The sequence below is a fragment of the Pseudomonas sp. BS3782 TE3695 genome (genome assembly GCF_050435305.1).
GTDB lineage: Bacteria > Pseudomonadota > Gammaproteobacteria > Pseudomonadales > Pseudomonadaceae > Aquipseudomonas.
Map to the genome: position 1 here is coordinate 6201442 of NZ_JBNDKB010000001.1, position 12512 is coordinate 6213953.

Annotated in this window: 9 protein-coding genes; 6 read left to right on the forward strand and 3 right to left on the reverse strand. The window is 59.3% G+C overall.

Annotation, left to right across the window (positions count from 1 at the left end; genetic code table 11):
- Positions 1–51: 51 nt before the first annotated feature.
- Positions 52–267, reverse strand: coding sequence for a hypothetical protein (locus tag ABH909_RS28130; protein ID WP_429439450.1), 216 nt, complete (start codon positions 265–267; stop codon positions 52–54).
- Between the two features lie 373 nt (positions 268–640).
- Positions 641–2224 (reverse strand): peptide chain release factor 3, encoded by a 1584-nt coding sequence (locus ABH909_RS28135; RefSeq protein WP_008067261.1) that lies wholly within the window; start codon positions 2222–2224, stop codon positions 641–643.
- Positions 2225–2631: 407 nt separating this feature from the next.
- On the opposite strand from ABH909_RS28135, the gene ABH909_RS28140 reads away from it, so the two are divergent.
- From ABH909_RS28140 to ABH909_RS28165, 6 genes are all read left to right on the forward strand, one after another.
- Entirely contained in the window at positions 2632–3381 is a 750-nt protein-coding gene (locus tag ABH909_RS28140) for an ABC transporter permease (protein ID WP_429439453.1), read from the forward strand.
- A 20-nt stretch (positions 3382–3401) separates the two neighbouring features.
- A complete protein-coding gene (locus tag ABH909_RS28145; protein ID WP_429439456.1) occupies positions 3402–4295 on the forward strand; it encodes a glycine betaine ABC transporter substrate-binding protein in 894 nt (297 codons plus the stop codon).
- A 12-nt stretch (positions 4296–4307) separates the two neighbouring features.
- Positions 4308–4961 (forward strand): ABC transporter permease, encoded by a 654-nt coding sequence (locus ABH909_RS28150; RefSeq protein ID WP_007900392.1) that lies wholly within the window; start codon positions 4308–4310, stop codon positions 4959–4961.
- Positions 4958–6115: a betaine/proline/choline family ABC transporter ATP-binding protein gene (locus tag ABH909_RS28155; RefSeq protein ID WP_218398661.1), complete on the forward strand. Its 1158-nt coding sequence runs from the start codon at positions 4958–4960 to the stop codon at positions 6113–6115. The genes ABH909_RS28150 and ABH909_RS28155 overlap by 4 nt, the downstream gene beginning before the upstream one ends.
- Positions 6116–6625: 510 nt before the next feature.
- Positions 6626–7789: a type III PLP-dependent enzyme gene (locus tag ABH909_RS28160; RefSeq protein WP_008067252.1), complete on the forward strand. Its 1164-nt coding sequence runs from the start codon at positions 6626–6628 to the stop codon at positions 7787–7789.
- A gap of 301 nt (positions 7790–8090) precedes the next feature.
- Entirely contained in the window at positions 8091–10619 is a 2529-nt protein-coding gene (locus tag ABH909_RS28165) for a PepSY domain-containing protein (RefSeq protein ID WP_429439461.1), read from the forward strand.
- A 146-nt stretch (positions 10620–10765) separates the two neighbouring features.
- Here ABH909_RS28165 and ABH909_RS28170 read toward each other — a convergent pair whose 3' ends face one another.
- The gene (locus tag ABH909_RS28170; protein ID WP_429439464.1) at positions 10766–12505 is read right to left on the reverse strand and encodes a PTS fructose-like transporter subunit IIB; all 1740 of its coding nucleotides are present in this window, start codon (positions 12503–12505) and stop codon (positions 10766–10768) included.
- Between the last annotated feature and the right edge of the window lie 7 nt (positions 12506–12512).

Below are 12512 nucleotides of genomic sequence, written 5' to 3' on the forward strand. Positions count from 1 at the left end.
CCGCCAGATTGCGCATCAGCCTGGCAGGAGGGGTTTTCTTTTGTCTGTCATTTACGTTTGCGTATCTTCCTCGTCTTCGTCCTCATCGACGTCCGGGTCTTCCTCATCTGATTCGGTCGCGGCGATCATCAGCTCGCTGTGCACGCCTTGCCCGTTCAAGGCCTGTGTTTCATGGTTCTCACATTCTGCCCACGCCACCGCCGATGTGCCGAGGGACAGCAGCACCAAAACCTTAAGCAACAACACAATGCGTTGATAAATACTCATAGCCGATTCCATCCTTTTCTTGGGTGACGCGTGGATGCCTGAAGGTAATGAGTGAAATCTAGTTCCGATTGACCGGGTTCTCCAGACAGGACGCTACCGGGTAGCAGAAAATGTCGTTGGCGAAGAGATTGGTTTGGAATATGAGTTATGCCGAACAGCAATTTCAAAATCAGTGATGACCCGTGGCGAGGGAGCTTGCTCCCGTTCGGCTGCGCAGCAGACGTAAACCCGAAACTGAACCACCAAAGTGAATGGTTTTGGGGCCGCTTCGCAGCCCAGCGGGAGCAAGCTCCCTCGCCACAGGGAAATGCATTGACCAATAAAAAACCCCGCAGCTTTCGCAACGGGGTTTTTGATTTTCGCAACTCAGCGCTTAGTGATGCTCACGCGTCGCCCTGAATTTCACATCCGGCCAACGCTCTTCCATCAGCGCCAGGTTAACCCGCGTCGGAGCCAGGTAGGTCAGGTGACCACCACCATCGACCGCAAGGTTTTCCACGGCCTTGACCCGGAACTCCTCGAACTTCTTCTTATCGTCGCAATCAATCCAGCGCGCGGAATAAACGGTGATCGGCTCGTACGAGCACTCGACCTTGTATTCCTCTTTCAAACGGCTGGCGACCACGTCGAACTGCAGCACACCGACGGCACCCAGGATGATGTCGTTACTGCGCTCGGGGAAGAACACCTGGGTGGCGCCTTCTTCGGCCAGTTGCTGCAAGCCCTGACGCAGTTGCTTGGATTTCAGCGGATCACGCAGGCGCACACGACGGAACAGTTCCGGGGCGAAGTGCGGAATGCCGGTGAAGCCCAGGACTTCGCCTTCGGTGAAGGTGTCGCCGATCTGGATGGTGCCGTGGTTGTGCAAACCGATGATGTCGCCGGCAAACGCTTCTTCCAGCTGCTCACGCTCGGAGGAGAAGAAGGTCAGCGCATCGCCGATCCGCACGTCTTTGCCGGTGCGCACGTGGCGCATTTTCATGCCTTTTTCGTACTTGCCAGAGCAGATCCGCATGAAGGCGATACGGTCGCGGTGTTTCGGGTCCATGTTCGCCTGGATCTTGAACACGAAGCCGGTGAACTTCTCTTCAACCGGCTCCACAGTGCGCTCGTTGGCGACACGGGCCAGCGGTTTCGGCGCCCAGTTGACCACGGCGTCGAGCACGTGATCGACACCGAAGTTGCCCAGTGCGGTACCGAAGAATACCGGTGTCAGTTGGCCGTCGAGGAATTCCTGTTGATTGAATTCGTGGCAGGCGCCCTGCACCAGTTCCAGCTGATCCACGAAGCGGTCGTACTCGTCGCCCAAGTGCGCGCGGGCTTCATCGGAGTCGAGCTTCTCGATGATTTTCACGTCGGTGCGCTCGTGGCCGTGACCAGCGGTGTAGACGATGATGTAATCGTCGGCGAGGTGATAAACACCCTTGAAGTCGCGGTAGCAACCGATCGGCCAGGTGATCGGCGCAGCCTTGATTTTCAGGACCGCTTCGATTTCGTCGAGCAGTTCGATCGGGTCGCGGATATCACGGTCGAGTTTGTTGATGAAGCTGACGATCGGCGTGTCACGCAGACGGCAGACGTCCATCAGCGCGATGGTCCGTGGCTCTACACCCTTACCGCCGTCGAGGACCATCAATGCCGAGTCCACCGCCGTCAGGGTGCGGTAGGTATCTTCGGAGAAGTCTTCGTGGCCCGGGGTGTCGAGCAGGTTGATCATGTGGTCGCGATACGGGAACTGCATGACCGACGTGGTAATGGAAATACCCCGTTGTTTTTCCATTTCCATCCAGTCGGAGGTGGCATGGCGGTCGGATTTTCGAGATTTCACCGTGCCCGCAATCGCAATCGCCTTGCCCATCAGCAAGAGCTTCTCGGTGATGGTGGTTTTACCGGCATCGGGGTGGGAAATAATGGCGAAAGTGCGGCGTTTCGCGACTTCGGCGGCCTGTTTGGTCATGGGAAATCGCCTGGCAGGTGATTCAAAAAAGGGCGGCGAGTATAGCGCAAACCGACATCTACGGACCACCGTCCGTAAGGCTTCCCGAACCCCGCATCCCCTGTAGGAGCTGCCGAAGGCTGCGATCTTTTGATCTTGTTTTTTTCAAGACCACTGAAGATCAAGATCAAAAGATCGCAGCCTTCGGCAGCTCCTACGGTGGCTATTGGCTGTTAATTATGGAACCTTTTAAAAGGTGGAGGCGTCCACTCCCCTGTTACGACCCATCGTCAGGGGCTGAAAAATCAGCAAGTTAGCCTGACGGGGCTGCGCTTATGGCTCGACTTTCATGTGGTTTCACGAGCATGAAGAGCTGCTTCTCGCGAACGTTGATTTCCCGGCAGCCAGGAATGGCATGCCACTCGGGAATGCGTCCGCCGACTGAAAAAAGGAGTCCGCCTGTGGCTATTCGCTATGGCAAAGGGCTGATAGGAGGTGCGGTTGTCGTCGCCCTTCTGGCCCTGCTGGTCCACTGGATTGGCATCAACACGATCGAACAGTACCGCGACGATTTGTTGTTTTACCTGCAAGCTCATCTGATTCTCGTCCTCGTTTCCATGCTGGCCGCCCTTGTAGTGGGCATACCCGCCGGCATCTTCCTCAGCCGCCCGACCATGGTTGGCCGCGCCGAACGCTTCATGCAGATCTTCAACATCGGCAACACCGTGCCGCCTCTCGCCGTACTGGCCATCGCCCTGGGCATCCTCGGTATCGGCAGCGGTCCGGCGATTTTCGCCTTGTTCCTCGCCTCACTGTTGCCCATTGTGCGCAACACCTACGAAGGGCTGAAAAACGTCCAGGGTTCACTCAAGGAAGCGGCTGTTGGCATCGGCATGACACCGACTCAGGTGCTGTGGCGGGTCGAACTGCCGAACGCCGTGCCGATCATCATTGGCGGCGTGCGCGTGGCGCTGGCGATCAACGTCGGTACCGCACCGCTGGCGTTCCTGATCGGTGCCAACAGCCTGGGCAGCCTGATTTTCCCCGGCATCGCCCTGAACAATCAGCCGCAACTGCTGCTCGGCGCGGCCTGCACCGCCCTGCTGGCCTTGCTGCTCGACGGTCTGGTGACCCTCGCCAGCCGCCTCTGGCTCGAACGCGGCCTGCGCCCGTCTTAAGCCTCGGCAAAGGAATATTTATGAAGACATTAAGCTTTTTAACAGGCTGCGTTCTGCTGTTCACAGGATTTGCCCAAGCCGCTGAAAAACCGGTGATCCGCATCGGAGCCCGGGTGTTCACTGAACAAACCCTGCTGGCGGAAATCACTTCCCAATACCTGCGCACCAAGGGTTACGACACCCAGGTGACTGGCGGTCTGGGCAGCAACCTGGCCCGCAGCGCCCACGAAAGTGGTCAGCTGGACTTGATGTGGGAATACACCGGCGTGTCGCTGGTGGCTTACAACCACATCACCGACAAGCTCGATAGCGCTCAGTCCTACGCCCGGGTGAAAGAACTCGACGCAAAAAAAGGCCTGGTCTGGCTCACCCCGTCGAAGTTCAGCAACACCTACGCCCTGGCTCTGCCAGAAAACACCGCCAAGGCTTACCCGCAGATCAACACCATCAGCGAACTGAATGCCGTGTTGCAGGCCGAGGCGAAGACCCATCACCTCGTCGCCCTGGACACCGAGTTTGCCAACCGTTCCGACGGTCTCGATGGCATGGTGGATCTCTACGGCATGAACCTGACCCGCAACAACATTCGCCAGATGGATGCAGGCCTGGTCTACACCGCGCTGCGCAATGGCCAGGTGTTCGCCGGTCTGGTCTACACCACGGACGGTCGTTTGAACGCCTTCAAGCTCAAGTTGCTGGAAGACGACAAGCATTACTTCCCGGACTACACCGCCGCGCCGGTGGTGCGTCAAGTCTACCTCGACGCCCATCCGAAACTCGCGGAAGAGCTCAAGCCGCTGGCCGAACTCTTCGATGACGCCACCATGCGCGCTCTGAATGCGCGGGTCGATGTCGATCATGAAAGTCCTTCATCCGTTGCTGCAGATTTCCTGCGCCAGCACCCCATCAACTGAGGAGGAAAAGCCATGGAATTTTTGAATGCCTTTTCCCATCTCGACTGGCCGCAGGTTTTACACCTGACCTGGCAGCACATCACTCTGGTCGGCATCGCCGTGACCCTGGCGATTCTGGTCGGCGTACCGCTGGGCATCCTGATGACCCGTTTCCCGACACTGGCCGGCCCATTGCAAGCCAGCGCTACGGTGTTGCTGACCGTGCCATCGATTGCGCTGTTCGGCCTGCTGCTGCCGTTCTATTCGAAATTCGGCCAGGGCCTCGGCCCGATGCCGGCGATCACCGCAGTGTTTCTGTACTCCCTGCTGCCGATCATGCGTAACACCTATTTGGCCCTGACCGGGGTCGAACCGGGCATTCGCGAAGCCGCCCGCGGCATCGGCATGACCTTCGGCCAGCGCCTGCGCATGGTTGAATTGCCGATTGCCGTGCCGGTGATTCTCGCCGGTGTGCGCACCGCCGTGGTGATGAACATCGGTGTGATGACCATCGCCGCGACCATCGGCGCCGGTGGCCTCGGTGTACTCATTCTCGCTTCAATCAGCCGCAGCGACATGTCGATGCTGATCGTCGGCGCCGTACTGGTCAGTCTCCTGGCCATCTTCGCCGACCTGCTTCTGCAATGGCTGCAACGCACGCTGACTCCAAAAGGACTGCTCAAATGATCGAACTTCAAAACCTCAGCAAGACCTTCCAAAGCAACGGCAAAGATGTGAAAGCCGTGGACTCGGTGAGCCTGACCGTCAATGAAGGCGAAATCTGTGTGTTCCTCGGGCCATCGGGCTGCGGCAAAAGCACCACGCTGAAGATGATCAACCGCCTGATCAAGCCAACCTCGGGCAAGATCCTGATCAACGGCGAAGACACCACCGACCTCGACGCCGTCACCCTGCGTCGCAACATCGGTTATGTGATCCAGCAGATCGGTCTGTTCCCGAACATGACCATCGAGGAAAACATCACCATCGTTCCGCGCCTGCTCGGCTGGGACAAACAGAAATGCCACGACCGCGCCCGCGAGTTGATGAGCATGATCAAGCTCGAACCCAAGCAGTATCTGACTCGCTACCCGCGTGAGTTGTCCGGTGGCCAGCAGCAGCGGATCGGCGTGATTCGCGCGTTGGCGGCAGATGCGCCGCTGTTGTTGATGGACGAACCGTTCGGCGCGGTCGACCCGATCAACCGCGAGATGATCCAGAACGAGTTCTTCGAGATGCAACGGGCGCTGAACAAGACCGTGATCATGGTCAGCCACGACATCGACGAAGCGATCAAGCTCGGCGACAAGATCGCCATTTTCCGCGCGGGCAAACTGCTGCAGATCGATCACCCGGATACGCTGCTGGCGCACCCGGCGGACGACTTTGTCAGCAACTTCGTCGGCCAGGACAGCACCCTCAAGCGCCTGTTGCTGGTGAAAGCCGAAGACGCAGCAGACAACGCGCCCTCGGTGAGCCCGGGAACGCCGGTGGCCGAAGCGCTGGAATTGATGGACGAACTGGACCGCCGCTACGTGGTGGTCACCTGTGCCGACAACAAAGCCTTGGGCTACGTGCGCCGTCGCGACCTGCACCGCCAGACCGGCACTTGCGCGCAATACCTGCGTGAGTTCAACGCCACCGCGGCGTACGACGAGCACTTGCGCATCCTGCTGTCGCGCATGTACGAGTTCAATCGCTCATGGCTGCCGGTGATGGATGCCGAGCGGGTGTTCCTGGGTGAGGTGACTCAGGAATCGATTGCCGAATATTTGAGCTCTGGTAAGTCTCGTGGGGGCAAGACCAGTATTGTTTCGCCGGCAGAGACTGCTGTCGCCTGATCTGTCTGAGGCTTAAGTGCTTTTGTGGCGAGGGAGCTTGCTCCCGCTCGGCTGCGAAGCAGTCGTAAAGTCGGCCCATGCGGTTCGCCTGAAGAACCGCATGGGCTGATTTTGGGGCCGCTCCGCGACCCAGCGGGAGCAAGCTCCCTCGCCACAAAGGCAATGCAAATCCCTCCAAAATCCCTCATTCGGGGAACATCACACTGTCATGCAGGTCGGTTACATCAGTAGCTACCGAGGACCGCACGACGGAAGCGTGCAAAAACGCGACATTTTTTGTTGATCTCAAGCCCCTCACGCCCTAAAGTTCGCGCCGAACGTCCATGCTGGAAACGATCCATCCGGCTCAAGTACTGACGACGAGACAGCAAGGCCAAGGGAAGCACCATTTCCCATGGCCTTTTTGCTTTCGGCGACATGCCTTGGGAAGTAGGCGAACCAAAGTGGGGATACGGAGGGCGTTCATTTGCACCCATTGATAATTTCAGTTTGCCAGTAGGAGTTCCCAGCATGTCGATCAACGTCGAAGACTATTTCGCGCGCGATACCTTCCAGAAAATGAAGGCCTTCGCCGACAAACAAGAAACCCCGTTCGTGGTGATCGACACCGCGATGATCAGCCAGGCCTATGACGACCTGCGCGCCGGTTTCGAATTCGCCAAGGTCTACTACGCGGTCAAGGCCAACCCGGCCGTCGAAATCATCGACCTGCTCAAAGAGAAAGGCTCGAACTTCGACATCGCTTCGATCTACGAGCTCGACAAAGTGATGAACCAGGGCGTCGGCCCGGATCGCATCAGCTACGGCAACACCATCAAGAAATCCAAAGACATTCGCTACTTCTACGACAAGGGCGTGCGTCTGTATGCCACCGACTCCGAAGCTGACCTGCGCAACATCGCCAAGGCAGCTCCAGGTTCGAAAGTCTATGTGCGCATTCTGACTGAAGGCTCGACCACTGCCGACTGGCCCCTGTCGCGTAAATTCGGCTGCCAGACCGACATGGCCATGGACTTGCTGATTCTCGCTCGCGACCTGGGCCTGGTGCCGTACGGCATCTCGTTCCACGTTGGTTCGCAGCAGCGCGACATCAGCGTCTGGGACGCAGCGATCGCCAAGGTTAAAGTGATCTTCGAACGCCTGAAAGAAGAAGACGGCATCCACCTGAAGCTGATCAACATGGGCGGCGGCTTCCCGGCCAACTACATCACCCGCACCAACAGCCTGGAAACCTACGCTGAAGAAATCATCCGTTTCCTCAAGGAAGACTTCGGCGACGAGCTGCCGGAAATCATCCTCGAGCCGGGTCGTTCGCTGATTGCCAACGCCGGCATTCTGGTCAGTGAAGTCGTGCTGGTGGCGCGTAAATCCCGAACCGCGGTCGAGCGCTGGGTGTACACCGATGTGGGTAAATTCTCTGGCCTGATCGAAACCATGGATGAAGCCATCAAGTTCCCGATCTGGACCGAGAAGAAAGGCGAGATGGAAGAAGTGGTCATCGCCGGTCCAACCTGCGACAGCGCCGACATCATGTACGAAAACTACAAGTATGGCCTGCCGCTGAACCTGGCAATCGGTGACCGTTTGTACTGGTTGTCGACCGGTGCTTACACCACTAGTTACAGCGCTGTTGAATTCAATGGCTTCCCACCGTTGAAGTCGTTCTACGTGTAAAAACCATACGCAGAAAATCAAAAAGCCCATGACGTGTCATGGGCTTTTTTGTGTCTGAAATACGCCTCGGGAAACCCGCATTTTCCCTGTAGGAGCTGCCGAAGGCTGCGATCTTTTGATCTTGATTTTTGGCAGAACTGAAATCGCTAAAGATCAAAAGATCGCAGGCTCCTCCATTGGCATTAGGCCAAAGCCCCGTTCATCGAAGTGACCGGGGCTTTTTTGTGTAAAAAAGAATCCTTCTCGACAACTCACGGCATAATACGCGCCGTGATGACTTTTGAACGACAAGGCGAGCGACGTGTTGAAGAAATCCCTGTTCCAGTTGCACTGGTTTTTCGGCATCAGCGCCGGACTGGTCCTGGCCCTGATGGGCATCACCGGGGCGGCGGTATCGTTCCAGGATGAAATCCTGCGAGCGTTGAACCCCTCTGTGCTGCACGTCGAAAAGCAGATTGCCGGCGTACTGCCACCTGCCGAGCTGGTAGAAAAAATCGAAGGTGCTTCGGGCAAGAAAGTCTCGATGCTCTGGGTCGAGACCGACAGCGGCAACGCCGCGCGGGTGATCTTCACGGCGCCACCCGGTGAACCTCGCGGGCCGATGCGTTACTTCAACCCGTACACCGGCGAGTTCATGGGCGACGTCACGGGCCAGGATTTCTTTGGCCTGATGCTGCAACTGCACCGAGTCCTGGCCATGGGCGATATCGGCCGGCAGATCACCGGCGCCTGTACCCTGATTCTGGTGTTCTTCTGCCTGTCCGGCCTGTACCTGCGTTGGCCACGTCAGTGGAAAAGCTGGCGCGCCTGGCTGACCCTCGACTGGAAGAAAAAGGGACGCAGCTTCAATTGGGATTTGCATTCGGTTGCCGGCACCTGGTGCCTGGTGTTCTATCTTTTGGCAGCGCTGACCGGGTTATTCTGGTCGTACGAGTGGTACAACAAAGGCCTGACCCGGCTGCTTTCCGATTCGCCGCAGAACGAACGGGTCCGCAGTGGCCGCGGTCCTGCGCCAAGCGGCTCGGCCCCCACTGCCGATTATGCGGCGATATGGAGCAGCATCTACAGCGCCGCCGGCCCAGGGCTTGCCTCCTACAACGTGCGTATGCCGCCCGTGGCCGGGCAACCGGCAACGGTGTTCTACCTGCTGAGGAATTCCCCCCACGACCAGGCACGGAACCAGCTCACCCTCGATCCGGCGACCGGCATCGTCAGCCGTCATGACCGCTACAGCGACAAGAGCCTCAAGGCGCAGTTGCTGACCAGTATCTATGCGCTGCACGTCGGCAGTTATTTCGGGATGATCGGGCGGATTATCCTGACAATCGCCGCGCTGACCATGCCAGTGTTTTTCATTACCGGCTGGTTGCTGTACCTGGACCGTCGACGCAAGAAACGCCAGATCAAGGACGCCCGCAAAGGCCTCGCGCAACCGGGCAGTGATGCGCCGGCATGGCTGATCGGCTTCGCCAGCCAGAGCGGATTCGCCGAACAGCTCGCCTGGCAGACCGCCGGGCAATTGCAGGCCGCAGGGTTGCCGGTGAAGGTTCAACCGTTGGCCAATGTCAGCGAACAGGACCTGCAGGATTCCAGCAACGCGCTGTTTGTGGTCAGCACCTTCGGCGACGGTGAAGCGCCCGACAGCGCCCGAGGATTCGAACGCAAAGTACTGGGGCGTGCGCTGAGCTTCGACAGCCTGAACTATGCCGTGCTCGGCCTCGGTGACCGTCAGTATCAACACTTCTGTGGCTTCGCCCGTCGCTTGCACACGTGGTTGGGCGAGCACGGCGGCAAGACATTGTTCGCCCCGGTGGAAGTCGACAGCGGCGACCCTTACGCCTTGCGTCACTGGCAACAACAACTTGGCCTGCTGACGGGCCAGGCGCCGATGGATACCTGGCAAGCGCCAAGCTACGACAACTGGACCCTGACCCGCCGCGAATTGATGAACCCGGACAGCAGCGGTTCGCCCGTGTATTTGCTCGGCCTCACCGCTCCCACCACCAGCAGCTGGCTGGCCGGGGATCTGGTGGAAGTGCTGCCGCGCAATTGTCCGTGGGCCATCGAGCATTTCCTCGACGGCCTGGGGATCGACGGTCGGGTCACGGTTGAGTTCGATGGCCTGTCGCAAACACTGGAACAAGCCCTGGCCAGCCGCCAACTGCCCGAGAACCGCGCGCATCTGGTCGGCTTGCACGCGCAAGCGCTGGCGGACGCCCTGGTGCCGTTGGCCATGCGCGAATACTCCATCGCCTCGATCGCCGCCGACGGCGTGCTGGAATTGATCGTGCGGCAGGAGTTGTATGCCGACGGCAGCCTGGGCGTCGGTTCCGGCTGGTTGACCGAACACGCTCCCGTGGGCAGCAGCATCAGCCTGCGGGTACGACGCAACAGTGGCTTCCATCTACCGAACGAACCGGTGCCGATGATCCTGCTGGGCAACGGCACCGGGCTTGCCGGGTTGCGCAGTTTGCTCAAGGCGCGGATTGCCGACGGGCAGCAGCGTCACTGGCTGCTGTTCGGCGAGCGTCATCGTGAGCACGATTACCTGTGCCGCGCAGAACTGGAAGAGTGGTTGATCAACGGTGATCTGGCGCGACTGGATCTGGCGTTCTCGCGGGATCAGCCAGAGAAGATCTATGTGCAGGATCGCTTGCGCGAATCGGCCGACGAGTTGAAAAAATGGCTGGCCGATGGCGCCGTGATTTACATCTGCGGCAGTTTGCAGGGGATGGCTTCAGGCGTAGATCACGTGCTCAATGAATTGCTCGGCATTGAAGAGGTCGACCGCCTGATCGAACAAGGCCGCTACCGCCGCGACGTCTACTGACGCCGCACCATTAACTGTGGGAACAATCTGAGAAAAATCAAAAGATCGCAGGCTTCGCCAGCTCCTACAAGGGTTGGGGTACACCCGTTATCTCACGGTCGCACGCTATCAATGTAGGAGCTGCCGAAGGCTGCGATCTTTTGCTGTTAAGCGTTGGCTGGTTCCAGCGCCAGTTCTACCGTTTCCGGCCGCTTGAGCAGCGCATACGTCACCGCCGTCAGCAAACTCCCAGCCACGATCGCCAGCAGATACAACAGCGCATGGTTGATCGCGTTCGGAATCAACATCACGAACAACCCACCGTGCGGTGCCATAAGTTTGCAGCCGAAGTACATCGACAACGCGCCGGTCAGCGCGCCGCCGGCGATGCTTGCCGGAATAACCCGTAGCGGGTCTTTCGCCGCAAACGGAATCGCCCCTTCGGAGATAAAGCACAGCCCCAACACCAGCGCCGCTTTACCGGCCTCGCGCTCAGTCTGGGCGAACTTGCGTCGGGCAATGAACGTGGCGATGCCCAGGCCAATCGGCGGCACCATGCCGGCGGCCATGGTCGCGGCCATCGGTGCATAACTTTGCGACGCCAGCAGCCCCACCGAAAACGCGTAAGCGGCTTTGTTGATCGGCCCGCCGAGGTCGACGCACATCATGCCGCCCAGCAGAACACCCAGCAGAATGGCGTTGGTGGTGCCCATGCTGTCGAGGAAGTGCGTGAGCCCCGCGAGCATCCCGGCCACCGGTTTACCGACCACATAGATCATCACCAGACCGGTGAACAGGCTCGCCAGCAACGGAATGATCAGGATCGGTTTCAGCGCCTCAAGACTTTGCGGCAAACGGGCATAGCGGTTGATCGCCTGGGCTGCATAACCGGCGATGAAACCGGCAATGATCCCGCCGATGAAACCGGCGCCCAGGGTGCTCGCCAGCAAACCACCGATCATCCCCGGCGCCAGGCCTGGGCGGTCGGCGATCGAGTAGGCGATGTAGCCCGCCAGCAACGGCACCATCAGTTTGAACGCGGTGTCGCCGCCGATCTGCATCAGCGCAGCCGCCAGCGTGCCTTCCTCCTTGAACGCGGTGATACCGAACACGAAGGACAAGGCGATCATCAGACCGCCCGCCACCACCATCGGTAACATGTACGAGACACCGGTCAGCAGGTGTTTGTAGATGCCGGTCTTCTCTTGCTTGGCCGGGCCTTTGGCGCCGGTCGAAGCGCTTTCCTGCTGGCCTTCGGCCAAGGCTTTGTTCAGCGTCGCTTCGGCCTGTTTCAGGGCGATGCCGGTGCCGCAACGGTAGATTTTCTTGCCAGCGAAACGCTCAGTGGCGACGTCAATGTCTGCCGCCAACAGCACCACGTCAGCATCGGCAATCGCCTCTGCGCTGAGTGGATTGCGCGCGCCGACCGAACCCTGGGTTTCCACTTGCAAGTCGTAGCCCAGACGCTTGGCCGCTTGCTGCAAGGCTTCGGCGGCCATGAAGGTGTGGGCGACGCCGGTCGGGCACGCGGTGACAGCCACCAGGCGTGGTGCATTTTTAACCACGGCAGCCGGCTCGGCGGCGGTTTCGGGGGCGACGTAAACCTGAGCCTCTTGCACCCCGCGACGCAGCACCGCTTCGACATCTTGCAGGGCCTGGGCCGGGGTGCTCTGGAATACCCGTTTGCCGACGAACCGCGACATATCCACCGGCGCGCTGGTGACCAGCAACACCCACTCAGCGGCCTCGATGGTCGCCGCCGACAGCTGGCGTTCCGGATGGGCCGCATCAACGACTTCGACACTGGTGCTCCAGCCCTGACGCTGGGCCGCTGCATCGAGCAGACGCGCGCACAGCACACTGGTGACCATACCGTTCGGGCAGGCCGTAACAATGGCTAACTTCATGACAAAC

Excerpts from the sequence above, each read along its gene's own strand:
- ABH909_RS28130 (WP_429439450.1), bottom strand. The coding sequence starts at position 267 with ATGAGTATTTATCAACGCATTGTGTTGTTGCTTAAGGTTTTGGTGCTG.
- ABH909_RS28135 (WP_008067261.1), bottom strand. The coding sequence starts at position 2,224 with ATGACCAAACAGGCCGCCGAAGTCGCGAAACGCCGCACTTTCGCCATT.
- ABH909_RS28140 (WP_429439453.1), top strand. The coding sequence starts at position 2,632 with ATGCGTCCGCCGACTGAAAAAAGGAGTCCGCCTGTGGCTATTCGCTAT.
- ABH909_RS28145 (WP_429439456.1), top strand. The coding sequence starts at position 3,402 with ATGAAGACATTAAGCTTTTTAACAGGCTGCGTTCTGCTGTTCACAGGA.
- ABH909_RS28150 (WP_007900392.1), top strand. The coding sequence starts at position 4,308 with ATGGAATTTTTGAATGCCTTTTCCCATCTCGACTGGCCGCAGGTTTTA.
- ABH909_RS28155 (WP_218398661.1), top strand. The coding sequence starts at position 4,958 with ATGATCGAACTTCAAAACCTCAGCAAGACCTTCCAAAGCAACGGCAAA.
- ABH909_RS28160 (WP_008067252.1), top strand. The coding sequence starts at position 6,626 with ATGTCGATCAACGTCGAAGACTATTTCGCGCGCGATACCTTCCAGAAA.
- ABH909_RS28170 (WP_429439464.1), bottom strand. The coding sequence starts at position 12,505 with ATGAAGTTAGCCATTGTTACGGCCTGCCCGAACGGTATGGTCACCAGT.